Genomic DNA, 23,550 nt, shown 5'->3' on the forward strand with positions numbered 1-23,550 from the left:
ACTTTGATTGTTACTGCCGGCTTTGCCTTTAGCGTAAACGCACAGGGTTTAAAACAACAGCCAAAACTGTTTAATGCCGATACTTTGCATAACGCCGATTCATCGTTGCTTTCGCATTACCTAAAGCACAACCCCAATCTTTTTAAGGCGCAACCAATGGATACCGTTACTGCAAATATCGATAGGTTAGTGGTTTATAGCACGATGCCGGTAGCCCACATTGGCCAAAGTGCAGACCGTATGCCGGTAGACCACCTTAGCAGCAGCGATAAAATGCCCGTTAAAAAAGTAGAAGTGCAGCGCCCTTTTAATAAGCTGACCCCATAAATTTTTCCGGATAATCTTAATTCCTCCTTTGGGCTTACTTCGGCCCGTAGATAGCTATGGGTATAATCATCTCCTCCAACGATATGCCGCCGTGCTGGAAAGTCTCGTTATAAAAGTTTACAAAGTGGTTGTAGTTGTTGGGGTACACAAAGTAATTATCAACCTTGGCAAATACAAAACTTGAGCTTAAGTGCAGCTTTGGCAGCATGGCATCGTGCGGGTTGCGGATGTGGAATACCTCTTTTGCATTAAAGTTGAGGTTTTTACCTTGTTTGTAGCGCAGGTTGGTATTGGTGTTGCGGTCGCCGACAATTTTACTTGGGTTGCCCACTTTTATGGTACCATGGTCGGTGGTAATGATGACTTTTACCTGTTTGGTGCTCAAAAACTTTAACAAGTCGAACAGGGGTGAATGCTCAAACCACGACAGGGTTAAAGAGCGGTAAGCAGCATCGTCGCTGGCCAGTTCGCGTATCATCTGCATATCGGTACGGGCGTGCGACAACATATCGACAAAGTTGTATACCACTACGTTTAAATCGTTGCCCATCAGGTTGCTTACGCTTTCGTTTAGGGCGCGACCTTCGTCAATGTTCAGTATTTTGGTGTATGAGTGTTTGCACTCTTTTCGCCAAACGCGTTTTAGCTGATCGGTTAAAAAATTCGATTCAAATAAATTCTTTCCGCCTTCGTCCTCATCGTTCTGCCACATTTCGGGGTAGCGTTTTTCCATATCGAGCGGCATCAGTCCGGAGAATATGGCATTACGGGCATACTGTGTAGCCGTAGGTAAAATACTGAAGTAGGTGTCCTCTTCCTCCAGACGGAAATATTCGGATATGATGGGGTTGATAATCCTGAACTGGTCGTATCTTAAATTATCTATCAAAATAAAAAAGACGGGCGTTTTGCTTTCCAATTGCGGGAAAACCACCTTTTTGAACAGGCCAGGCGACAAGGTTGGCGCATTGTCGGGGTTTTTTACCCAATTGAGGTAGTTCTTCTCTATAAATTTTGAGAATTGTACGTTGGCTTCGGCCTTTTGCATGGTTAATATCTCGTGCATGCCGGCATCTTCCAGTTTCTCCAGTTCAAGTTCCCAGTATATCAGTTTTTTGTATACGTCCACCCATTCCTGGTAGCTCAGGTTTTCGTTCAGGGTCATCCCCAGGGTCTTGAAATCCTGCTGATAGGCCATGGTGGTTTTTTCGGTAACCAGGCGCTTGTTTTCGGTAAACTTTTTAATGGTGAGCAATACCTGTTTAGGGTTTACCGGTTTGATGAGGTAATCATCTATTTTCGATCCGATGGCATCTTCCATCAGGTATTCTTCTTCGTTTTTGGTAATGAGCACCACCGGCACATCGGCATTGATGTTTTTTATTTGGGCAAGCGTTTCCAAACCGGTTAGCCCGGGCATATTCTCGTCTAAGAAAACAAGGTCGATATATTCGTTTTTAAACACGTCTACTGCGTCGTTGCCGTTAGTTACGGTTTTAACGATGTAGCCCTTTTCCTTTAAAAAAAGTATATGCGGTTTTAGCAGGTCAATTTCATCGTCGGCCCATAAAATGGTGGTCTCTTGCATGTTTTTCGTTCTATTGCTATTTAACCCGTAAACTTAGCTTTTGTTATAAACAAAAGTGGGCATTAACATAAATTAACTAAAATAAAACAGCAAACATGTAGTATAATTTAACATTTTTGTATCATTATAGATAAATTGAATAAAAAGAAAATTATAAACGACCCCGTTTACGGTTTTATCAGTATTCCATCGGAACTGATATTCGACCTGATAACGCATCCGTATTTTCAGCGCCTTCGGTACATCAAACAATTGGGCATGACACACCTGGTTTATCCCGGTGCGTTGCACACACGCTTTCACCATGCTTTAGGTGCCATGCACCTGATGGGCATGGCTATTGAAACCCTGAAAAGCAAGGGCCATCATATTACAACACAGGAAGAGGAAGCGGTAACTATAGCCATATTATTGCACGATATAGGCCACGGCCCTTTCTCGCACGCGTTGGAGCAAACCATTGTGGAGGGTATTTCGCACGAGGATATCTCGTCGTTGTTTATGGATAGGCTGAACGATGAGTTTGACGGCCGGCTGAATATGGCCATCGATATTTTTAAGGACACCTATCCGAAAAAGTTTTTGCATCAACTGGTATCGAGCCAACTGGATATGGACCGTATGGATTACCTGATGCGCGACAGTTTTTTTACCGGCGTATCGGAAGGGGTCATCAGTTTCGACCGCATCATCAAGATGTTGAATATTAAAGATGACCAAATCGTTGTTGAAGAAAAAGGCATCTATTCTATCGAGAAGTTTTTGGTGGCGCGGCGTTTAATGTATTGGCAGGTATATCTGCACAAAACCGTCATCGCGGCGGAACAATTATTGGCCAAAATTTTAGAACGGGCACGCGAGTTGGCGTTAAACGGTGAGGAATTGTTTGCTACGCCCGCTTTAAGTTACTTTTTGAACAATAATATCAATATAAAGACATTTATACATAGCAAGCCTGATTTGGATACCTTTGCAAGTCTTGATGATACAGACATTCTGTCGGCCATTAAAGTTTGGTGCGGGCATGATGACTTTATCTTATCGATGCTTTGCAAGAACCTGATCAACCGGAATTTGTACAGGGTGGAAATCAGTAATGAGGCGCCATCGGCCGAAAGGGTGAACGAACTGGTTTTGCATGCGATGGATAAGTACGGTGTAAATGAAGATGAAGCCTCGTATTTTGTATTTACCGACAGCATAACCAACAAGGCCTATAAAGTGGGCGATGGCAGTATAAAAATACTGATGAAAGACGGAAGTGTGAAAGATATTACCCTGGCAAGCGACCATTCCAATTTGGAGCCGTTGGCCAAAACCGTAAAAAAATATATATTATGCTATATAAAGGGCTTGTAGAGGGTTGTAATAGCACCGGGATTATTATAATTTGCTGCTTTAATTTTAACGTTTAAATTTGTCCGATGCAATTCACCGCGCAGGAAATAAGTTTGATGCTTGAAGGTACCGTTGACGGTGACCCAAATGTGTCGGTTAACCAATTAGCTAAGATCGAGGAAGCCGCTTCGGGGTCCTTGTCATTTTTGGCAAACCCAAAGTATGAACAGTTTTTGTATACCACCAATGCTTCGGTGGTGATCATCAATAAAGATCTGGTTTTAAATGAGCCGGTTTTAACAACGTTGGTCCGTGTTGAGAATGCCTATAGCGCGTTTACGGTACTGCTCGAAAAATACAATACCATCAAAATGAATAAAAGCGGCATTGAATCGCCGAGTTTTATCCATCCCACCGCAAAAATCGGCAAAAACGCGTACATCGGTGCATTTGCATACATAGGCCCCAATGTGGTTATTGGCGATGACTGCAAGATATTCCCGAACACGTATATTGCCGATGACGTGATTATTGGCAATGGCGTTACCTTATATGCCGGTGTAAAAATTTCTTTCGATTGCCATATCGGCAACAACGTTATCATCCACTCGGGTGCGGTTATTGGCGGCGATGGATTCGGGTTTGCGCCGAAACCGGATGGTACTTACACCAAAGTAAGCCAGATTGGCAATGTGATATTGGAAGACAATGTTGAGGTTGGTGCGAATACCACCATCGACAGGGCAACGTTGGGCTCGACTATCATCCGTAAAGGAGTGAAATTAGACAACCTGATACAAATAGCCCATAATGTTGAAATTGGCTCGGATACGGTTGTCGCTGCGCAAACCGGCATATCGGGCAGTGCTAAAATTGGCGAAAACTGCATTATTGGCGGGCAGGTGGGTATTGTTGGCCACATTAACGTAGCCAAAGGGTCGCAGATACAGGCAAAATCGGGCATCAGCCGCTCGATAGATGAAGAGGGCAAAAAATGGGCGGGTGCGCCGGCGACCTATTACCAGGACCATATGCGTAGCCAGGTGGTATTGAACCGTTTGCCCGACCTGGAAAAGAAAATAGAAGAATTGGAAAGAACAATTGCCGCGCTGAAAAACGAGGCAAAATAAATAATTGCAACACAGCCGATCACGAATAGTATGAACGCAAAGCAAAGAACCATCATGTCGGAGGTTACTGTTTCAGGTACCGGTTTACACACCGGCGAACCTGTAACGATGACCTTCAGGCCTGCAGCCGAAAACCATGGTTACAAATTCAGAAGGATAGACCTGGAAGGGTCGCCGGTAATTGACGCCGATGTGGACAATGTTACCGATACTTCGCGGGGTACCACCATTACCCAGAACGGGGCAAGCGTAAGCACCATCGAACACGTTTTGGCTGCACTGGTGGGCCTCGAAATAGACAACGTGCTGATAGACCTTGACGGGCCTGAAACACCTATTATGGACGGCAGTTCTATTTTATTTGTGGATGCCATTTTAGAGTCGGGAATAATGGACCAGGCCGCCGACCGGGAGTATTACCATATTACCGATAACATACACTACTCGGAGCCCGACCGCAAGGTGGAAATGGTGGCCATGCCGTTGGACGATTACCGCTTTACCTGCATGGTGGATTATAATTCGCCGGTGTTGGGCAGCCAGCATGCCAGTATATCGACGATATCTGAATTTAAAAAAGAAATAGCTTCGAGCCGCACTTTTTGCTTTTTACATGAGCTGGAAATGCTGTTAAAGCACGACCTGATAAAAGGCGGGGATTTGAACAATGCCATTGTGGTAGTTGATAAACACGTAAGCCCCGGCGAACTGGACCATTTGGCCAAGTTGTTTAACCGCAAAGATATTGATGTTGCCCCGCAAGGCATTTTGAACAATATTGAGCTTCGCCACCAAAACGAACCGGCCCGCCATAAACTATTGGATATGATAGGCGATTTGGCTTTGGTTGGTGTGCCTATCAAGGGCCATATTATGGCAGCGCGCCCCGGCCATGCGGCCAACGTGGCTTTTGCCAAAAAAATAAAGGCTATTATCAAAAAAGAACGCAGCCGCAAGCATTTTAAAGTTTACGACCCTAATGCCACCCCGGTTTACGATACCGTTCAAATTATGAACATGCTGCCGCACCGCTGGCCGTTTTTGATGGTGGACAAAATACTCGAACTATCCAAAACACATGTGGTTGGACTGAAGAATGTAACCATGAACGAGGATTTGTTTATGGGCCATTTTCCGGGCTCACCGATTTTCCCGGGGGTATTACAAATTGAAGCCATGGTACAAACAGGCGGTATTTTGGTATTGAACACCGTTCCCGATCCGGAGAATTATTTGACGTTGTTCCTTAAAATAGAAAATGCCCGCTTTAAAAGTAAAGTGGTGCCGGGTGATACCCTGATATTTTATTGTAACTTGCTGCAACCTATCCGCCGTGGCATTGCGCAAATGCGGGGCGTGGGCATGGTAGGCGAACGTATTGTTGTTGAAGCCGAATTAATGGCACAAATTGTAAAAGTAAAAGGTTTAGAAGCATGATCCAACCATTAGCATACATACATCCACAGGCGAAAATTGCCGGCAATGTGGTTATCGAACCATTTGTAACCATCGACAAGGATGTTGTTATTGGCGAAGGTACCTGGATTGGCCCCAATGTGGTCATTATGAACGGTGCCCGCATCGGTAAAAACTGCAGGATATTTTCGGGCTCGGTTATTTCGGGTATACCGCAGGACCTGAAGTTTGCCGGCGAAGACACTACTGTTGAAATTGGCGACAACACCACCATCCGCGAATGCGTAACCATTAACCGCGGCACAAAAGACCGCTGGAAAACCGTTATCGGCAGTAACTGCCTTATTATGGCTTATTGCCACGTAGCGCACGATTGCGTGGTGGGTAACAACTGCATCTTCTCGAACAATACCACCCTGGCCGGCCACGTTACCATTGGCGACTATGTGGTGCTGGCGGGTATGGTGGCCATACACCAGTTTTGCCACGTAGGTTCGCATGCTTTTGTTACCGGTGGTTCGCTGGTGCGGAAGGATGTGCCGCCGTATGTGAAGGCCGCGCGCGAGCCGCTATCGTATGTAGGCATCAACTCTGTGGGTTTGCGCCGCAGGGGCTACTCGTCCGACCAGATAAACGAGATACAGGATATTTACCGTACTATTTTTGTGAAGAAACACAACTTTAGCAACGCCCTTGATATTATTGAAGCCGAACGCCAGCCCACCGAGATACGCGACGAGATACTGGATTTTATCCGCAACTCCAATCGTGGGATTATGAAGGGGTTTGGTAATCAGTAGATTTTAGTTCATGGTTCATAGTTGATAGTTCATAGTAACCCATCGCTTCATTCCATGAACCATGAACCATGAACCATGAACTTCAGTATTTCCCTCCAAAACATTGGCCGACGTTTTAACCGCGAATGGATATTCAGGGGGATAGACTACACTTTCGAAAACAATCAATCGTATGCCATATTGGGGCCTAACGGGTCGGGGAAGTCGACTTTGTTGCAGGTATTGAACGGGAGCCTGGCGCCATCTGAGGGGACCTTGGGTTATGCTTACAACGGCTCGGTTGTGGAGGTTGAATCGGCGTATCTGCATTTAAGTTTGGCCGCGCCTTACCTGGAGCTGATAGAGGATTTTACGCTCGAAGAAATGGTGGAGTTCCATTTCAAATTCAAAAAACACATCGCGGGTTTTGATACTGATGCGGTGATAGACCTTTTGGGTTTGCAAAGCAGCAGGCATAAGCTCATCAAATACTTTTCGTCGGGCATGAAACAGCGCACCAAACTGGCTTTGGCTTTTTGCGCCGATACCCCCATGTTGATGCTGGACGAACCGACCTCGAACCTGGACGTACAGGGTGTGGACTGGTACCTGAGCCTCATCAAAACCTATACGGCCAACCGGCTGAGCATCATCTGCTCGAACCAGCCGAACGAATATGCCTTTTGCGATAAGGTTTTGAACATTGCCGATTATAAATAGTTGGGCTATGGCCGCTATTTGCAATTTGTAAGTTTGGAAGCAAGTGTATAAGTTTGCGGTTCAATTTTTTTAAGCGTATTTTATGGCTAAAGCGTCAGATATTAAAAATGGAAGTGTACTTCGCTTTAACGGCGAATTGGTACAGGTAGAGGAGTTTTTGCACCGCACACCGGGTAACCTGCGTGCTTTTTATCAGGCGCGTATGCGCAACATCAAAAGCGGTAAACTGGTTGAATACCGTTTCCGTACGGATGAAGAGGTGGACATTGCCCGTGTTGAAACCAACGATTACCAATACCTGTACGACGAAGGCGACTCGCTTGTAGTAATGGACAATAGCACTTACGACCAGTTTTCGGTACCAAAATCACTGTTTGGCAATGCGGTGCGCTTTTTGAAAGAAGGCAGCAATGTAATTGTGGCCTTGGAAAGCGGCGAGGCCATTATGGGCACCGTGCCTAACTCGGCCGAATTGTTTATTACCTACACCGAGCCCGCCGTAAAAGGCGATACCTCCAGCGGTGCCATGAAAAATGCGACCGTTGAAACCGGTGCCGAAATTAAAGTGCCCTTGTTTGTAAACATTGGCGATAAAGTAAAAGTTGATACCACAAGCGGTGCTTATGTGGAGCGTGTGAAAGCGTAAGATGCCCGATAGTATATAGAAGTAAAGCTCGTTATGGGCTTTTTTTGTTTGGGGTGTCGCCAATCAGTCTTTAATTCTAAACTTTGGCGAGCTGGTGGGTCAGAATAAACTTACCTTATATACATGCTAATATTTTTAGTATATTTACGAGGGATAAAATAAGATGATTGGATAATTATTCTCAACAGTTTATATAGTTACTCACAATTGATGTTTACTTAAATTATTTATTGATAACATCGTATATTATCGTTCTATTAATTCGTTGAATCTTTAATGCAGATTAATAGTTGTTATTTTGTAACCTAACTATGGCAGCGGCAGAACAAATAAAAAGTTTAATTAAATCATTTGGCGAAGGTGATGATAGCCGTTTTTACGCTACCGCTATGCAAATTGCAGCGACGGAAGCAAAAAAGGGGCATATCGCGCTGGCAGATGAATTAAAGAAATTAATCGATAACGCCAAATCGGGTAAAAGTAAATTTCACGGCATTATCAGAAATATGCCGGTTAACGCTGCTCAAAAGGAACTTTCTGACCTTCTTGAACTTGTGCAACCAGAGATTAAGCTAAAACAAATGGTTTTGGCTCCTGAAATCACAAAAGCGATAAAACGAATACTTCAAGAACAAAATAAACTGGAGTTGATCAAGCAACATAATTTACAACCCAGAAAAAAATTGCTATTTACAGGGCCTCCGGGATGTGGAAAAACCATGTCGGCAAAAGCACTAGCTAGCGAATTGGCTATTCCTTTATTTATTATACGACTAGACGGATTGATTAGTCGTTATATGGGTGAATCAATTGCAAAACTTCGATTGATTTTCGACGCAATGAAGCAATTTAGAGCTGTGTATCTATTTGATGAATTTGATAGCATAGGGACGACGAGAACGAATGGTAATGAGGTAGGCGAAATTAAGCGCGTATTAAATAGTTTCCTTTTACAAATTGAAAAAGATGATTCTAACAGTCTTATCATTGCAGCCACAAATCTTCCGGAATTTCTTGACAACGCTCTGTTTAGAAGATTTGATGATATAATTGTTTATAGATTACCGGAATCAACCGAAATTCGTCATTTATACGAAAACAGATTAAAAGAATTAAAATTACATCAAAACTTCGATTTGAATGTTATCACCCGGGAATCAATGGGTTTAAGCTATTCAGATATATCAAGGATATGTGAAGACTTAGCGAAGGATGTCTTAGTTTATGGAGAAGAAGAGGTTTCACAAGATATCTTCATTGAAAATATCAGACAACGAAAGAAGCCTTTTTAAACCTATGATATGCCTGAATTTTACAGAGACCACATCCTTTTAAACGAAAATACCCTAACTCTACCTTATACTTCGATAAATCAAGGTCGTAGCAACGTTGTTCCACGGACAAACATAGATCGAATCGAACAAGGTAATAAGGTAAGAACAGAATTCAACGCCGCGGTTGAAGCCTTTACTTTGGATGCTCCAATTGAGGATTTTGTTTATATTGTCTTTAAGTCAGTCCCTGGTTTTTTTCTTGACCTTGACAAGTTCGATAAAGGTAATTTTCGTTTGGCATCCTACCGAAAAATTAACCAAGACCCCGGAGATGAAACGTACGAGGCTACTGTGTATTTAAACAGAAAGGCTATAGCACAATTCCTAACAAAAATTGAACAGTATATTGCTATTGATACGGCAGGCGGTAATCCCAGGCATAAATCCTTATTAGCTAATTTGGATGAAATTAGGGTAGCAACGCTCGAAAGTTTTTGGCAGGAACCCGAACTGCCTTTTCCAGATATTCAAGATAGTACTTGGTGGGAAATATGGCTAAGCCGCGATTTAGATAGATCAGTAGAGGATCAACTTACTCCAATATTTAAATTATTAGAAACGGCCGATATTCAGGTTGGAAGTAACAGATGGCTGGCTTTTCCTGACAATTTAGTTTTTTTGGTTCGGGGTACATCGGAGCAATTAGGGGCCACGTTGCTATATACGGATCGTTTAGCTGAATTGCGCAAACCCCGTGAAACAGCGGAATATTTCACTTATTTGGATAAACCAGAGCAAGGAGCCTGGATAGCTGATTTACTAGGTCGGCTGGAATTAAACAATTTAGGAAGTAATGTTACCATTTGCTTATTGGATACAGGAGTAAATATTAACCATCCACTTTTAAATAACATTATCCCCCAAAATCACCTTGATGCTATTGAGCCCCATTGGGATAGGTCGGATACCCATTTACAGGGACATGGTACGCCTATGGCAGGTCTTGCGATTTATGGAGATTTGTCTGATGTTTTTCCATATAATCTCCCCGTCAGAATATTTCATCATTTTGAAAGTATTAAAATTATAGAGCGTAACCAACCCAATAACCCTGAATTGTATGGTGCAATAACCCAAGAAGCAGTTGGACGCGCAGAAATCATAAATCCCGAGTTTAAAAGAATTGTCTGCATGGCTATAACTTCAGCGGATTTAGTCCATTTAGGTCAGCCTTCATCATGGTCAGCCGCTATTGACCAGTTAAGTTTCGGTGATGTTAACCAACTTAATCAATCAACCTTGTTTTTTATTTCCGGGGGTAATTTACCATTAATGGAAAGAATTAATTTTCCAATAGCGAATGATGGTGCTTCTATCGAAGATCCAGCACAATCATTCAATGCGATTACAGTAGGAGCATATACACTTAAGGATCAAATAGATTTACAACAGTTTCCCAATGCTTTAGTCATTGCTCAACATGGCGAAATGGCACCTTCAAATACTACTTCTATGCCGTGGTTACAAGAGTGGCCGAGAAAACCTGATATCGTTATGGAGGGTGGAAATCATGGTATTTATAACGGTTCACTAATCGACCCGGATTCTTTGCAATTGTTATCAACAGGAAAGGGTGGGTTGGGTAGACCATGGTTTACTGCATTTGGCGATACAAGTGCAGCTACTGCCTTAGCAAGCAAATTTGCCGCAGAATTGTATTATTTCTATCCAGCTTATTGGCCAGAAACAATTAGAGCATTGATAATACATTCAGCTGACTGGACACCTGCAATGTTAGGCGGACACCAGTTAAATGAATTAACTCCTCATCAAAAACTCAAATTAATTGCTACTGTCGGTTATGGTGTCCCAAGTTTCTCAAAAGCAAGATACAGCGCGAGCAACTCACTTTCGTTAATTATTCAAAGAACACTTAAGCCATACAAATTTGATGATGGCAGAGTCAAAACAGACGAATTCCATATACTTAGTTTACCATGGCCGGTCGAGGCCTTGCAGGAAATGCTTAACACCGAAGTTCAACTTAAAGTAACACTTTCTTATTTTATTGAACCTAATCCTGGTAATAAACAGTATGAAATGGCGGCAAGCTACCGTTCGCATGGTCTTCGATTTAAAATGATTGATACCTATGAAAGTGATGAGGCTTTCGCTGCAAGAATTAGCAGGGAATCAAGAAACGAAGAGTATTTGCCTGAAGGAGGTGAACATTGGATATTAGGTAATCAAATTAGGGACAAAGGTTCCGTTCACAAGGATATTTGGCACTCTACTGCTGCTGACTTAGCTACAAGAAGTAAAATCGCCGTGTATTCTGTTGGCGGCTGGTGGAAAAACCGGAAAGCCTTAGAAAGGTTTGATTTTACAATCCGTTACAGTTTAATTGTAACAATTGATACTCCTGACAATGGAATTGATATTTATACACCCGTTCTAATAAGTATTCCTATTGAACTGCAATAAATACAAATTTCGTTAGTCCGGGTTTTTCATCTAGAATAAAAAAAGTAGAAGATTCGTAAACTGCAATCTGACTCCCCCCCACCGGACGAAGGTTGCACCTTCGTCCTAAAATATGTTAAGCTCTGCCTGTCGGCAGACTGGTTTCAGCTTAACTACGCAAGCAGAATGCTTGCAACATTGTAGCACGAAGTTACGCTGCGCTAAACTTCGATCACGACTCGAATTTGACTCACCCCGACTGCGCTACGCTGGCCGACCCTCTCTTCCGCGTGCGGGAAAGAGGGTGAAAAGAAGCTCTTGGGGTGGCTGCGGTTGTTGGTGATAACACCCAACAACGGCAGCGGGGGCATAGTTTATAGCGATGGGTTTGAAACCCATCGCTATGGAGGTGCCGACGGTGGGCGTTGTAAACGCACAACCATGTTAAGCACTCGTTGCAAACGAGCGCAAGAAATGCAGGTATTTTTTGGATATGAGGTCAAATTTTCGTACATTGTAGAGTTTTGAGCAAGGAACAATGATGAGAGCACAGGGCGAAATGAAAGTTGAAATATTTCTTACTTTTTCCCCCCTATGCTCAATGATTGAATGATTGATTGACTGAATGATTGAATGGAAAAAAGGTTAAATATTTCCTACAATTTCCCCCCTGCGGGAAGAGTTGCAGTTGCAGTGGCGAGTGGCAGGAATGGGGAAGGGTTGAAAAGTTCTTACAATTTCCCCCCTGGGCAGTCATTGGTCATTGGGTCATTGCATGGCGGGTTATCTATCGCGTGGAATGCTGAAACAAGTTCAGCATGACTTGGTTTTTTTTCTTACTTTTTCCCCCCTGTTGTGGGTCATTGGGTCATTAAGTCATTGCATGGCGGTTGAAAGGAATGAGGATAATAAAATGTTTGAAAAGTTCTTACTTTTTCCCCCCTTGGCAGTCATTGGTCATGGGGTCATCCCGATAGCTATCGGGAAGTCATTGTATGGCGGGTTACTTAGCATGTGGGGTGCCGAAACAAGTTCGGCATGACTTGGTTTTTTTTCTTACTTTTTCCCCCCTGGGGTGGTTCATTGGTTCAATTGTTCATCCCGATAGCTATCGGGAGTTTATTGGTGATGAAGGATGGCTAATATTTCCTACTTTTACCCCCCACGAGGGTGGTAATTGATATGATTACATCGACAAAGCAACAACTACGTAAACAATACCTGGCCAGGCGGCTTGGGCTTTTGGCGGATGAGTATGCGCGGTTGAACGGGCTGTTGCTGGCCGGGTTTAAGGGGCTGGACCTGCGGGGCGTGGGGTGTATCCATATTTACCTGCCCATGCTGCAGCGTTTGGAGCCGGATACCAGACTGATGATTGATTGGTTGAAGGGACATCATCCCCATATTAAAAGGGTGTTCCCCAAAACCGACTTAGCCAGCCTGCGGATGGATGCCTATGCGGATGACGGGGCGCTTGAATTGGAAGAGAACTCGCTGGGCATTTTGGAGCCCGTGGCGGGTAATTTGGTTGACGTTGGGGATATTGATATGGTGATTGTCCCCTTGCTGGCCTTTGACAAAAAGGGTTACCGGGTGGGTTATGGCAAGGGCTTTTATGATCGGTTTATGGCGCAATGCAAGCCGGGGACGCGGTTTGTGGGCCTGTCGTTTTTTGAGCCGGTGGAGGCCATAGCCGATATTGACGGGTATGATATTCCATTGCATCTATGCATTACGCCCGAAAAGGTGTGGGTGTTTTAGTTGGCGCTGGCCAGTTCAACATTGTCGAGCTGTTTTGAGAACCATGCGTTCCATTTGTCCTGGTTCAGCACGTTAGTCATGTGGTTGGTACTGGCTTCGTAGTCGCTGTTGAGCTTTTGGTACTTGGCCTGCACCTGGTTAAACAGGTAAGCAATCTCGTTATGGTAGTTGGCGGTATAACGGTGGTGGGTTAAAACGGTGTAGGCTTCGCATTTAAGCAGCTAGGCGATGTTGTAATGGCCCTGTTCGTGGCGGAGTATCTGCTGCAGCTGTTCGCGGCTGTTAACCTGGTCGAGCCGGATGTACGACTTGTCGTTATCCATGGTGAGCTGCACGTAAAAGCGGATGTCGTAGTTATCGGCTTTGTGGATGACCTCGTAGGTATAGTCGACGTGGCAATTGGTATAGGCAATATCGCCGTTATATTGAGGCGCGTTGCCCCCGAAATCGGCAGCAGCCAAACGATGGTAAGATTGCGCCCCGGCAAAAACCGGAGCGGCTGTCAACAAAAGTACCAATAGCCATCGCGTTGTCTTATTTTCCATCTATGCTGTGTTGTCAACACGATAGACTAAACGATTATCCGTTGGTTTATTGTATGCCCCTAAATAGAATTTGGTGTTAAGATTTAGCGCTGCCGTCGGTTTGCTGGCCCAATACGTTGAGGGCCATCATTTCCTTCATGGTTTTCTGCATGTTCTCGCCCGAACCGTCCAGGAATATGACATTGCCCTTGGAGTTTTCGGAGAAGTGCTTGATGGCTTCCGTCCACATGGTAAACAGGATGACCGAGGTATCCATATTGGCTTCCTGCATTTCTTTCGCGGCAACGGTCATACCTTTGGCCACTTCCTCGCGGAACAACGCGATACCTTGTCCGCGGAGTTGGGCAGCCTGGCGCTCGGCTTCGGCGGCTATCTTGATGGCATTACCTTCGGCTTCGGCGGCCTTTGTTTTGGTGATAAGGAGGGCCTGGCCTTCGTTTTCGGCAGCAGCTTTGAGGTTATTGGATGCCACTACCTGGCTCATGGATTTCATAATGACATCATCGAAGGTGATGTCGTTCAGTTGTAAGTCTTGCAGGTGGTAGCCCCAGCTTTCCAATATCTGGTCTATCTGCCCTTTAACGTGCTCTACAATGTCGCGTCTTAAAATCAGTACATCGGCCTGCTTTTTTGTGGCCACAAAGGCACGGATGGAACCTTCAACGGTGCGTACAAGGGCCTGCATAAGGTTGCGTTCGTCGATAAATTTGAAGGCTACGTTCTTGATGCTTTCTTCCTGCTGGTCGAGCACCGAATAGAGCAGCATGGCTTTAAAATAAACGTTGGCCTGATCGATAGTTACGGCCTGGAACTCCAGCTCCACCGAACGGTTCTGGATGGAAATACGCGTATAGATGGACTCGATGAAGGGTATCTTAAAATTTAACCCCGGAAACAGCAGGCGGCTGTATTTCCCGAAAACCGTAACAACGGCGATAGTGCCTTGCTGCACCGACACGAAGGCGGTAAAAACAAGGACGAGGATAATGAACACAATGACGGCCAATATGGGTAGTGCTTCCATGGTTTTGTTGAATTAGTGAACGAATATATAGAAAGGTTTTCAATACTGGTTGGCTTTTTGATAGGATAATATCAACTTAACACAACCAGGATTATGAACTTGAAAAGAACCTTTGGCGCGATACTGACTGTACTGGGAATTGCGGGCCTAATATACACCGGCATCAGCATTATTCAACATAGCGGACAATATACCACGCTTATTGTGGTGGGTATTATAGCCGTGTTGTTCTTCTTCTCAGGCATTAGCCTGGTAAGGACGACGAAGGATGAGGTATAGCAACAGGTACAAACAAAAATCCTCCGGTAATGCCGAGGGATTCGATATCTTGCAATAAGGTTTTTTACTTCATTGGTACTTCTTCCAACTTATCGTCGGCAGCCGATTCTTTTTCCAGTTCCTTTTTAAAGGAATCCAACACACGGCCACCGCGGTAAAAATAATGGGCGTAGTATTCGTCATCAAGGCTCGAAACCTTTACACCACTTGCCGAAGCATGCGCAAATTTGTTGTTGCCCAAATAAATACCCACATGCGATATCCTGGTGGTGTGTATCTTAAAGAAAACCAAGTCGCCTTCTTTCAGTTCGTCCTTTTTAACGGGGCTAACCATGCTAAAAATGTCGCGGGAGTTGCGGCGTATATCTAAATTGAATACTTTACTGTACAATTCCTTTGTAAAAGCAGAACAGTCGATTCCTTTGTGCGAGTTTCCACCGAAACGATATGGAGTACCTACCCAGTCATACACAAATTGGAACAACTTAACATTAGAGGTTGTAGACAACGCTACGCCCATAATTTGCGAGAAATAATCTTTTATAAGACTTTTGTCCTCGTCGGCAGGTTTTTCTGTCGGGGTGTTTGGTACGGCTTTTGTTTGTGCTTGCACTGTAGTTAAAACACTAACAAACAAGAGGGTAACAATTAATACTTTCTTCATCTAAAACTTTGTTTGTTGTGAGGGGTGCAACAAATTACTTATTTAATTGATAGCATTGCAATTATTTGCAGTGTATCCCTATGTATACACTATTTCCGCTATCAAGCTTCGAAGATAGTTTTAAAAATCGCTTTTCCAAAAATTATTTAATAAAATGTAAACAATGTTTCCAGTTTTTCGCTTTTTACGCGGATATAATTAGATTTGCGCATCATTTTAAAAACGTTTGTAGCACATGGCGATTGCGATTACTAAAGACACCTACCTGCATTGGTACGAATCAATGCTTCTAATGCGAAAATTCGAAGAGAAAGCAGGTCAATTATACGGACAACAGAAGATAAGGGGCTTTTGCCACTTGTATATCGGCCAGGAAGCCGTTTTGGCCGGAGCATCCTCTGTTTTAAGGCACGATGACAGCCTGATAACCGCTTATCGCGACCACGCGCATGCCCTGGTGAAAGGCACATCGCCAAACGCGGTAATGGCCGAACTGTATGGCAAAGCTACCGGCTGCTCAAAAGGCAAAGGCGGTTCAATGCACATGTTCGATAAAGAGAACCACTTTTATGGTGGACACGGTATAGTAGGCGGCCAGGTACCTATGGGTGCAGGCATTGCTTTTGCCAACCAATACAGCGGCCGCGACAACGTGAACGTTGCCTATATGGGCGATGGTGCCGTGCGTCAGGGCGCGTTGACTGAAACCTTTAACATGGCTTCGTTGTGGAAACTACCTGTTATCTTCATCTGCGAAAACAATGGTTATGCTATGGGTACTTCGGTTGCCCGGACCACTATACAACCCGACATCTACAAATTAGGTCTGCCTTACGATATCCCTTCATCGGCTGTTGATGGTATGGACCCTGTTGCTGTACACAACGCCATGGATGAAGCCGTTGACCGCGCCCGTCGTGGCGATGGCCCGACATTCCTCGAAATGCGCACCTACAGGTACAAAGGGCACTCCATGTCTGACCCTCAAAAATACCGCACCAAAGAAGAGGTAGAAAGCTATAAAGCCAAAGACCCTATCGAAACCGTTAAGGCAGCCATTTTAAAAGAAGGCTATGCCGACGAAAAATGGATCGAAGAGATAGATGAAAAGGTAAAGCACATTGTCGAAGAATCGGTAAAGTTCGCAGAAGAATCGCCTTGGCCCGAAGCATCCGAGCTGTACACCGATGTGTACGTTCAAAAGGATTACCCCTATATCAGAGACTAATACTATTTACTAAAACAATATACAAGCTATGGCTGAAGTAGTTAAAATGCCAAAAATGAGCGATACCATGACCGAAGGGGTATTAGCTAAATGGCATAAAAAGGTGGGCGACAAGATAAAATCGGGCGATGTGATGGCCGAGATTGAAACGGATAAAGCCACAATGGACTTTGAGTCTTTCCAGGACGGTACCCTGTTATATATCGGCGTCGAAGAAGGCAAAGCCGTTCCGGTTGATACCGTGATAGCTGTTTTAGGTAAAGAGGGCGAAGATTATAAAGCCGCTTTAGCCGCAGAAGCTCCTGCCGCTCCCAAAGAAGACGCTAAGCCAGCCGCTGATAAAGCTGCCCCGGCACCTGTGGCAGAAAAACCAGCCGCCCCCGCCGCCCCAAAAGTCGACCTGTCCAAAATACCTGCTACCGTAATACGCATGCCCGCCCTGAGCGATACCATGACCGAAGGCATCATTGAGAAATGGAATTTCAAGGTTGGCGATAAAGTAAAGAGCGATGACTCGCTGGCCGATGTTGCTACCGACAAAGCCACTATGGAAGTTGTTGGTTACGAAGCCGGCACCTTATTATACATTGGCGTTGAAGAAGGTAAAGCCGCACCTGTGAATGGCATCATCGCTATAGTAGGTAAAGAAGGCACCGACATTACCCCATTATTACAGGACGCCGCTGCACCTGCCGCCGCTACAGCCGCCCCTGCCGAAGCGCCTGCTGCTGCTGAGACTGCGCCTGCCGCTGCTACTGCCACTAACGAAGATGACAGCCGCGTAAAAGCATCGCCTTTGGCACGCAAAATAGCCAAAGACAAAGGCATCAACCTTACCGCTGTAAAAGGTAGTGCCGAAGGTGGCCGCATCGTTAAAAAAGACGTGGAAGCTTACACACCATCATCTGCTCCGGCAGTTGCTGCACCTGCCGCTGCTGCTGCAACTCCGCTACCCGTGTTTACCGGCACCGAAAAATATACCGAGAAACCGGTTTCGCAAATGCGCAAGGTTATTGCCAAGCGCCTTTCCGAAAGCTTGTTCACCGCGCCGCACTTCTATGTTACCATGTCTATCGATATGGATCAGGCAATCGATGCGCGCAACAAGATCAACGCCTACGCCCCAAGCAAAGTGTCGTTTAACGACATGGTGCTCAAAGCAACTGCCATAGCCCTCAAATCGCACCCGGTGATCAACTCATCATGGTTGGGCGATAAAATTCGTTACAACGAACATGTGAACATCGGTGTTGCTGTAGCCATCGAAGATGGCCTGTTGGTTCCCGTTGTGCGTTTTGCCGATGGCAAATCCTTAAGCCACATCAGCGCCGAAGTAAAAGACTTCGCTGCTAAGGCCAAAGCCAAAAAACTGCAACCATCCGATTGGGAAGGTTCAACCTTTACCATATCCAACCTGGGCATGTTTGGTGTCGACGAGTTTACCGCCATCATCAACCCGCCCGATTCATGTATCCTGGCCGTTAGCGGTATCCAATCAGTTCCCGTTGTTAAAAACGGCGCTGTAGTACCGGGCAATATCATGAAGCTCACCCTCAGCTGCGATCATCGCACCGTTGATGGCGCTTCAGCTGCCGCGTTCTTAAATACCCTGAAAGCTTTATTAGAAGAACCTGTTAGGTTGCTGTTCTAATTTTAAAAGCCTATAAAACAAAAAAGCGGCCCGATTGATTGTGCCGCTTTTTTTTATATTTAATGGTGCTTTACACCATATAATTCCATCCATAAGTATCTTCTACAACACCGTAACGTATATCGTTAAGGGTTTTCAATACTTTATTGCTAAACTCACGTTGCGATGGCTCGCTCAGGGTATACAAGTGCCCTTCATGCTCAATCTGGCCAATGGGCGCTATAGTAGCCGCGGTTCCGGCACCAAAAGCATCATCCAGCGTACCGTTTTTGGCAGCTTCCAATACTTCGGCCACGCTCACACGGCGTTCTTCAATTTCGTAGCCCCAATCGCGCGCCAGGGTCAATACCGTATCGCGGGTAACGCCTTTTAAAATAGTATCGCGCGTCGATGGCGTAATCAGTTTACCGTTTATCATAAACATCACGTTCGCAGCACCCAACTCCTCAACATAGGCATGGTCGCGGCTATCGGTCCAAATCAACTGGTCGTAACCTTGTTGTATGGCCATTTTTAATGGCAGCATGGCGCCACCATAATTTCCGGCAGCTTTAGCGTAGCCAAAACCACCTTCGGTAGCGCGCGAAAATTCGGTTTCTATCTTCACCTTTACCGGCTTGGTAAAGTATGGGCCAACCGGACCTGTAATCACCATATACTTATACGTTTTTGATGGCGTAACGCCCAAATAAGGGTCGGTAGCAAACATAAAGGGGCGTATGTACAATGTATGGCCTGCTTTGGTAGGTATCCAGTCGCTGTCAACATCAACCAGAGCGGCTATGCTGTGCGTAAAAATATCTTCGGGCAACGTTGGCATGCACAAACGCTCGGCCGATTTATTAAAACGCTCCGCATTTTTGTACGGACGGAAAACCGACACCTTGCCATCCACATGTTTGTAGGCTTTTAAACCTTCAAAAAACGATTGGCCGTAATGCAGCGCCGATATGGCCGGGCTCATCATAATATCGCCATAAGGCACAATCTGAAAATTCTTCCACTCGCCGTCTGCGTAATCCGCAATAAACATGTGGTCAGAAAACGTGTGGCCAAAAGGCAAATTATCAAAATCCGTTTGCGCCAAACGCGAGTTTTGATTCCGGGTGATGCTGATGTCGAGTGTCTCTGTCATAACCTTTAGAGATTAATGTATACGCACAAAATTACGATTAATTGTCAAAAAAAATAGCCGTACAGCCACGCAATCAGCATTTTGTGTCCGACTAATATCATATTTGGTATGTTTTTACCGTTGAAACGTTTTACGCTTATCTTTGCTATATGATAAAAAAGATGATGATTTGCGGCTTAGCTATGGTTTACCTCGCGGTAAGCACCGGCTTTACTGTAAATTTTCATTACTGTTTCGGGCAATTGTCTTCTACCTCCCTTGGTGCGCCCACATCCTGCGCCAACGGCAAAATGAAGTTGAAACGCCCTTGCTGCAAAACCACGCATATTACCATATCTGTTAAAGAAAAACATCTTTCGGGCACAAGCAATACGCTATTGCCGCTATTTGCAGCATTATTGCCTGTTGTTCAATACCACGAACAAACTCGTTTTACCGCTATAGCGGATATAGCCAAAAGCAACTCCAACAAGGCCCCGCCTGAGGGTTCGCTAATCCACTTGTACCTTTCGTTCCGCAACTTCCGTATCTGATTTCTTCTTCATCCTCAGACCATAATTGTTTTGCCTCATGGGCAGACCGCATCTGTTTATCAAAAATTTATTTATACTGAAATGAAAAAAATCACCTTGTTTTTTGCCCTTGTCGCGATGTTCGCGCAAGCGAAAGCCCAATTTATAAAAGCCGAGCTCGAAGTAAGCGGCTTAACTTGTTCCATGTGTTCGCTGTCCACACAAAAATCGTTGAACACACTCGATTTTATCGGCCAGATAAAACCCGACCTCAATAAAAACATCTTTTACATCACCTTTAGAGCGGATAAAGCTGTTAGCCTCGATGCCCTTAAGCAAAAGGTTCAAGCTGCCGGTTTTTCGGTCAGTAAGCTTATCGCGATATATGATTTTAAAACCACACAAGATAACGCGTCGTTTCAGTACAATGGCGACACCTACCAATTCACCGTCTTGCCGGGCAAACCTTTGAGCGGTGAAATCAGGCTACAGGTGCTTGATAAGGACTTTGTTCCAACATCAACCTTTAAAAAACTGGGCGCTCAAATAAAAGATGCTTCCTACGCCACCGGCGGCACTAACGACAAAAAACAACGCGTATATCATATTTCACTTTCGTGATGAAAGCCGGTTGGAAACACCTGCTTTGCCTCGCAGCCATGCTATGGGGCAAAGCTTACGCGCAGGAACTGTACGTAAACACCGAGCCGGCCAGTAACATGGCAGCCAAGGCCATCGGCATCAGGCTCAATAATGAGTTTGAGCCTTTACAGGATAATCGCACAGGCTACCGCTTAAGCCCCGAGGTCATGTTCGGTTTCTCAAAAAACCTGATGGTGCATGTTAACCTCTACGCCTCGTCCATTTACCAACCCTCGTTCAACTTTGAAGGGGCAAGCGTATATGCCAAATACCGTTTCCTGGCGCTCGACCAGCCGCAATCGCATTTCCGCGTAGCGGGCTTCGGCCGTGCATCGCTCATCAACGATCCGGTAACATTTAACATGATCAACCTGCAGGGCGACAACTCGGGCTACCTTGGCGGCTTGGTTGTTACCCAATTACTGCACAAACTGGCGCTTTCGGCAACAAGCAATGTTAGCCATAGTCTGGACAATATCTCAAACCCCATAGCTCCCGGCATTGGCCGCAACCAGTTGGATTATACCTTTTCGGCTGGGTATTTATTGTTGCCCAAAACCTATACCGACTATAAGCAAACCAATCTGAACTTGTATGTAGAGTTATTAGGTAAAAACAGTCTGGACGGCAAAGGCAGCCTCATGGATATCGCCCCCGCCGTCCAGTTCATATTCAACAGCACCACCCGTTTGGACCTGAGTTACGAAACCCAATTGAGCGGTAATTTGAGCCGCCCGTCGAATACAATTTATTTAATAAGATTGGAACACAATTTATTCAATGCCTTTTAATGTCGCCAGGTATTCATCCCTGCCGATTATCTTCGCGCCAAGCGAGGCCAGGTCGTCGGTAGGGAGTTGGCAATCTATTAAATCATAACCCCCCGTTTGGCAAAGCGCTATAAGCGCCTGTTTCGATGCATTGCTTGCTTTACTGAACATGCTTTCGCCGCAAAACACCTTTCCTATCGGGATGCCATACAGGCCGCCCACCAATTCGTCGCCCAGCCAAACCTCGACCGACCGTGCATTGCCCAAGCGATGCAGGTTGATATACGCCTCTTGCATATCCCCGGTTATCCAGGTGCCATCCTGTCCCTCGCGCGGCATGGCGGCACAGGCCCGTATCACCCCCGCAAAATCATTATCAAAAGTTATTTTGAATTTGCCCGAACGCATCAACTGCCGCATGCTTTTCGAAATACGTAATTCATCCGGGTAAAGCACAAAGCGCTCATGCGGCGCAAACCAAAGGATGGGCTCATCCTCGCTATACCAGGGAAATATCCCGTTTTCATAAGCCAGCATCAACCGCTCCGCCGATAGGTCGCCGCCAAGGGCCAACAAACCATCCTCCTCGGCCAATACCGGGTCCGGGAACATCAACCGTTCATCAAGCCTGAAGATCATCTTTTTTTTATTTCCTCATTAAACCTTTATAAAACGTGTTAGTCTATAAATCAACATTCATCTCATAAGAAAAGGCAGCCATGGGGATGGCTTCATCCTACACTGCCTGATGTTAGTATTTTAGTTTAATTTGGCGAGGTTGCGGCTGGTTACCGCAACCTCATTTTTTTGCCCTTACGTCAAAAAAATATTCCCCTTTACCGGCGGGATGATTTTGTTTTCGAGTGCTTTATCAAACAACAATTGTATCGCTTTTCGGCCTTCTTCGCCTAAATCAACGGAGTATTTGTTTACATACAAGTCAATATGTTTGTACATCACATCTTCGCTCATTTCCTGCGAATGTTCGCGAATAAACTCTAGGCCCGATTTTGGGTTGGCAAAAGCATACTCCACCGATTTGCGCAAAACCCGGTTCACTTTGAGCTGTACATCCAATGGGAGTTTACGGTTTATCACAATGCCCCCCAGCGGAATAGCGCAGCCGGTTTGTTTTTCCCAGTAGTCGCCCAGGTCTATAATTTTATGCAGCCCTTTCTCTTGGTAGGTAAATCGGTTTTCATGGATGATAAGGCCGATGTCTATCCGGTTTTCCAGCAAAGCGTTCTCGATATCCGAAAAAACAAGCTCCGTTTTGTTCTTTGCTTCGGGGAAAGCCAGGCCTAACAAAAAATTGGCTGTAGTATATTTTCCGGGGATACCTATATTGTACTTCATTGAGTCCGACTGCAAATCCGAAATTGAAATTTCGAAATTCGAAATTAAAAGTGGCCCCACTCCAAAACCCAATGCGCTGCCCGCATCTAACAACACATATTTATCGGTAACATAAGCAAAAGCATGGTAGCTCAGCTTGGTAATATCCAATACGCCCTTCATCGCTTTTTGGTTCAGGGTTTCCACATCATCAAAAAATACTTCAAAATCCAATCCTTCCGTGTCTATCTTGTGATGGATAAGCGCGTCGAAAATAAAGGTATCGTTTGGGCAGGGCGAAAAACCGAGGGTGAGTTTCATAG

General features: G+C 45.0%; 24 protein-coding genes. 16 read left to right on the forward strand and 8 right to left on the reverse strand.

Annotated elements, in window-relative coordinates; translation table 11 throughout:
• Window positions 1–327, forward strand: a 327-nt coding sequence (locus tag QZX97_RS03965) for a hypothetical protein (protein ID WP_295664217.1), incomplete at its 5' end; no start/stop codon positions are given.
• A gap of 34 nt (window positions 328–361) precedes the next feature.
• Here QZX97_RS03965 and QZX97_RS03970 read toward each other — a convergent pair.
• A complete protein-coding gene (locus tag QZX97_RS03970; protein WP_295664219.1) occupies window positions 362–1,915 on the reverse strand; it encodes a PglZ domain-containing protein in 1,554 nt (517 codons plus the stop codon).
• Window positions 1,916–2,050: 135 nt separating this feature from the next.
• On the opposite strand from QZX97_RS03970, the gene QZX97_RS03975 reads away from it, so the two are divergent.
• The 9 genes from QZX97_RS03975 to QZX97_RS04015 all read left to right on the forward strand — a co-directional run bounded on the left by QZX97_RS03975 (window position 2,051) and on the right by QZX97_RS04015 (window position 13,442).
• Entirely contained in the window at window positions 2,051–3,274 is a 1,224-nt protein-coding gene (locus QZX97_RS03975) for an HD domain-containing protein (RefSeq protein ID WP_295664220.1), read from the forward strand.
• 65 nt (window positions 3,275–3,339) lie between these two features.
• Window positions 3,340–4,383 carry a UDP-3-O-(3-hydroxymyristoyl)glucosamine N-acyltransferase gene (lpxD, locus tag QZX97_RS03980; RefSeq protein ID WP_295664222.1) on the forward strand — a complete coding sequence of 348 codons (1,044 nt, stop codon included), beginning with the start codon at window positions 3,340–3,342 and terminating at the stop codon, window positions 4,381–4,383.
• A gap of 30 nt (window positions 4,384–4,413) precedes the next feature.
• Window positions 4,414–5,820 carry a bifunctional UDP-3-O-[3-hydroxymyristoyl] N-acetylglucosamine deacetylase/3-hydroxyacyl-ACP dehydratase gene (locus QZX97_RS03985; protein ID WP_295648045.1) on the forward strand — a complete coding sequence of 469 codons (1,407 nt, stop codon included), beginning with the start codon at window positions 4,414–4,416 and terminating at the stop codon, window positions 5,818–5,820.
• Window positions 5,817–6,599 (forward strand): acyl-ACP--UDP-N-acetylglucosamine O-acyltransferase, encoded by a 783-nt coding sequence (lpxA, locus tag QZX97_RS03990; RefSeq protein WP_295648049.1) that lies wholly within the window; start codon window positions 5,817–5,819, stop codon window positions 6,597–6,599. Before QZX97_RS03985 ends, lpxA begins: the two co-directional genes overlap by 4 nt.
• Window positions 6,600–6,674: 75 nt before the next feature.
• A complete protein-coding gene (locus QZX97_RS03995; protein ID WP_295648053.1) occupies window positions 6,675–7,298 on the forward strand; it encodes an ABC transporter ATP-binding protein in 624 nt (207 codons plus the stop codon).
• Window positions 7,299–7,380: 82 nt separating this feature from the next.
• Window positions 7,381–7,944, forward strand: coding sequence for an elongation factor P (gene efp, locus QZX97_RS04000; protein ID WP_295648055.1), 564 nt, complete (start codon window positions 7,381–7,383; stop codon window positions 7,942–7,944).
• Between the two features lie 311 nt (window positions 7,945–8,255).
• On the forward strand, window positions 8,256–9,236 hold the full coding sequence (locus QZX97_RS04005) for an ATP-binding protein (RefSeq protein WP_295648059.1): 981 nt from the start codon (window positions 8,256–8,258) through the stop codon (window positions 9,234–9,236).
• Between the two features lie 9 nt (window positions 9,237–9,245).
• Window positions 9,246–11,702, forward strand: a complete 2,457-nt coding sequence (locus QZX97_RS04010; RefSeq protein WP_295648061.1) for a S8 family peptidase — start codon at window positions 9,246–9,248, stop codon at window positions 11,700–11,702.
• 1,161 nt (window positions 11,703–12,863) lie between these two features.
• Window positions 12,864–13,442 (forward strand): 5-formyltetrahydrofolate cyclo-ligase, encoded by a 579-nt coding sequence (locus tag QZX97_RS04015; RefSeq protein ID WP_295648064.1) that lies wholly within the window; start codon window positions 12,864–12,866, stop codon window positions 13,440–13,442.
• Here QZX97_RS04015 and QZX97_RS04020 read toward each other — a convergent pair.
• The 3 genes from QZX97_RS04020 to QZX97_RS04030 form a co-directional block, all read right to left on the reverse strand.
• Window positions 13,439–13,576: a hypothetical protein gene (locus tag QZX97_RS04020; RefSeq protein ID WP_295648067.1), complete on the reverse strand. Its 138-nt coding sequence runs from the start codon at window positions 13,574–13,576 to the stop codon at window positions 13,439–13,441. The two genes, QZX97_RS04015 and QZX97_RS04020, sit on opposite strands and share 4 nt — an antisense overlap.
• A gap of 87 nt (window positions 13,577–13,663) precedes the next feature.
• A complete protein-coding gene (locus QZX97_RS04025; protein ID WP_295648069.1) occupies window positions 13,664–13,987 on the reverse strand; it encodes a hypothetical protein in 324 nt (107 codons plus the stop codon).
• A 76-nt stretch (window positions 13,988–14,063) separates the two neighbouring features.
• Window positions 14,064–15,011: an SPFH domain-containing protein gene (locus QZX97_RS04030; RefSeq protein ID WP_295648071.1), complete on the reverse strand. Its 948-nt coding sequence runs from the start codon at window positions 15,009–15,011 to the stop codon at window positions 14,064–14,066.
• Window positions 15,012–15,104: 93 nt separating this feature from the next.
• Between QZX97_RS04030 and QZX97_RS04035 the strand changes: the two genes are divergently transcribed.
• On the forward strand, window positions 15,105–15,290 hold the full coding sequence (locus QZX97_RS04035) for a hypothetical protein (RefSeq protein WP_295648074.1): 186 nt from the start codon (window positions 15,105–15,107) through the stop codon (window positions 15,288–15,290).
• Between the two features lie 64 nt (window positions 15,291–15,354).
• Here the strand turns inward: QZX97_RS04035 and QZX97_RS04040 are convergent, their stop codons facing one another.
• Window positions 15,355–15,954, reverse strand: a complete 600-nt coding sequence (locus QZX97_RS04040) for an NlpC/P60 family protein (protein ID WP_295648076.1) — start codon at window positions 15,952–15,954, stop codon at window positions 15,355–15,357.
• Window positions 15,955–16,189: 235 nt separating this feature from the next.
• Between QZX97_RS04040 and pdhA the strand changes: the two genes are divergently transcribed.
• Both pdhA and QZX97_RS04050 read left to right on the forward strand, forming a co-directional pair.
• A complete protein-coding gene (pdhA, locus tag QZX97_RS04045; protein ID WP_295648078.1) occupies window positions 16,190–17,182 on the forward strand; it encodes a pyruvate dehydrogenase (acetyl-transferring) E1 component subunit alpha in 993 nt (330 codons plus the stop codon).
• A gap of 28 nt (window positions 17,183–17,210) precedes the next feature.
• Window positions 17,211–18,833 (forward strand): pyruvate dehydrogenase complex dihydrolipoamide acetyltransferase, encoded by a 1,623-nt coding sequence (locus tag QZX97_RS04050; protein ID WP_295664225.1) that lies wholly within the window; start codon window positions 17,211–17,213, stop codon window positions 18,831–18,833.
• A 70-nt stretch (window positions 18,834–18,903) separates the two neighbouring features.
• On the opposite strand, the gene QZX97_RS04055 is transcribed toward QZX97_RS04050, so the two are convergent.
• Window positions 18,904–19,968 (reverse strand): branched-chain amino acid aminotransferase, encoded by a 1,065-nt coding sequence (locus tag QZX97_RS04055; RefSeq protein ID WP_295648081.1) that lies wholly within the window; start codon window positions 19,966–19,968, stop codon window positions 18,904–18,906.
• Window positions 19,969–20,117: 149 nt separating this feature from the next.
• Here QZX97_RS04055 and QZX97_RS04060 point away from each other — a divergent pair, with 149 nt between their 5' ends.
• From QZX97_RS04060 to QZX97_RS04070, 3 genes are all read left to right on the forward strand, one after another.
• Window positions 20,118–20,501, forward strand: coding sequence for a hypothetical protein (locus tag QZX97_RS04060; protein WP_295648084.1), 384 nt, complete (start codon window positions 20,118–20,120; stop codon window positions 20,499–20,501).
• 81 nt (window positions 20,502–20,582) lie between these two features.
• Window positions 20,583–21,101, forward strand: coding sequence for a cation transporter (locus QZX97_RS04065; protein ID WP_295648086.1), 519 nt, complete (start codon window positions 20,583–20,585; stop codon window positions 21,099–21,101).
• Window positions 21,101–21,913: a hypothetical protein gene (locus tag QZX97_RS04070; RefSeq protein ID WP_295648089.1), complete on the forward strand. Its 813-nt coding sequence runs from the start codon at window positions 21,101–21,103 to the stop codon at window positions 21,911–21,913. The genes QZX97_RS04065 and QZX97_RS04070 overlap by 1 nt, the downstream gene beginning before the upstream one ends.
• Here QZX97_RS04070 and aat read toward each other — a convergent pair.
• Entirely contained in the window at window positions 21,896–22,531 is a 636-nt protein-coding gene (gene aat / locus QZX97_RS04075) for a leucyl/phenylalanyl-tRNA--protein transferase (RefSeq protein ID WP_295648091.1), read from the reverse strand. The two genes, QZX97_RS04070 and aat, sit on opposite strands and share 18 nt — an antisense overlap.
• A gap of 174 nt (window positions 22,532–22,705) precedes the next feature.
• Window positions 22,706–23,548: a 1,4-dihydroxy-6-naphthoate synthase gene (locus tag QZX97_RS04080; RefSeq protein ID WP_295648093.1), complete on the reverse strand. Its 843-nt coding sequence runs from the start codon at window positions 23,546–23,548 to the stop codon at window positions 22,706–22,708.
• Window positions 23,549–23,550: the final 2 nt, after the last annotated feature.

This window comes from uncultured Mucilaginibacter sp., from assembly GCF_903893715.1.
Taxonomy (GTDB): Bacteria; Bacteroidota; Bacteroidia; order Sphingobacteriales; family Sphingobacteriaceae; genus Mucilaginibacter.